This window comes from Rhizobium rhizogenes NBRC 13257, from assembly GCF_000696095.1.
GTDB lineage: Bacteria > Pseudomonadota > Alphaproteobacteria > Rhizobiales > Rhizobiaceae > Rhizobium > Rhizobium rhizogenes.
Genome location: NZ_BAYX01000017.1, coordinates 1 through 1,153, shown reverse-complemented (window position 1 = coordinate 1,153; position 1,153 = coordinate 1). Strand labels below are relative to the sequence as shown.

Genomic DNA, 1,153 nt, shown 5'->3' with positions numbered 1-1,153 from the left:
GGCCATCGCCCAGGCGGCGGGAACGGCGACGATCAGGCCGAGGATCGTCGAGCCGAAGGCGATGATCACCGAGTTGGCGAAGTGGAGGAAATAGTTCGAGCGCGACTGCACCTCGAAGTAATTCTCCAGCGTCCAGTGGAAGAACAGGAACTGCGGCGGCGAAGCAATCGCATCGCCTTCCGTCTTGAAGCTCGTCAGGATCGTCCACAGGATCGGGAAGAAGATGAGGAGCGCGACGGCCCAGGCGGCCAGCGATACGACCACCTTGCGCCGTGTAGAGACATTGCGTGCCATCTCAGGCCTCCAGGTTCTTGCCAACCGCGCGCATCACGAAGATGGCGACGATATTGGCGAGGATGACGGCGATGATGCCGCCCGCCGATGCGCCGCCGACATCCTGCGACAGAACGATCTGCGAATAGACGAGATAGGTGAGGTTGGTCGTCGCCGTGCCGGGACCGCCATTGGTGGTGACCAGGATCTCGGCGAAGGCGGAGAGCAGGAAGATCGTCTCGATGAGGATGACGACCGTGATCGCGCGCGCCAGATGCGGCAGGGTGATGTAGATGAACTTCGAAACCGCGCCGGCGCCGTCCATTTCGGCGGCTTCCTTCTGCTCCTCATCCAACGACTGCAATGCCGTCAACAGGATGAGGGTTGCGAAGGGCAACCACTGCCAGGCGACGATGATGACGATCGAAAACAGCGGCACGGTCTCCAGCCAGGTCAGCGGATCGAGCCCGAAGAACTTGAACAGATGCGCCAGGAGCCCGTTCACCGGGTTCATGAACATATGTTTCCAGATGAGGGCGGCGACCGTCGGCATGACGAAGAAGGGTGCAAGCACCAGCATGCGGACGATGCCTTGGCCGAAGATCGGCTGATCGAGAAGGAGCGCGAGAGCGATGCCGCCAACCACGGTGATGATCAGCGCGCCGCCGACCAGCAGCAGCGTCACGATCAGGGAGTTCAGGAAGGCGGGGTCGGTGATGAAGTATTCGTAATTGAGCAGCCCGATGAAATCATGCGCGCCGGGCGACAGGAGATTGTAGTTCAGCGTCGAGAAGTAGATCGTCATCACCAGCGGGACGATCATCCACGCGAAGAGCAGCAAAACCGACGGCGTCATCATGACGCGAGCGGCAGAACGGGT

The 1,153-nt window shown here is 60.9% G+C and carries 1 protein-coding gene and 1 pseudogene; both read right to left on the bottom strand.

Features of this window, described 5'->3' with window-relative positions; all coding sequences use genetic code 11:
• Nucleotides 1–294: pseudogene (locus RRH01S_RS28030) on the bottom strand (carbohydrate ABC transporter permease); the annotation flags it as partial.
• 1 nt (nucleotide 295) lies between these two features.
• Nucleotides 296–1,153 (bottom strand): carbohydrate ABC transporter permease (locus tag RRH01S_RS28025; RefSeq protein ID WP_052365321.1); only part of this gene is annotated, 858 nt, incomplete at its 5' end.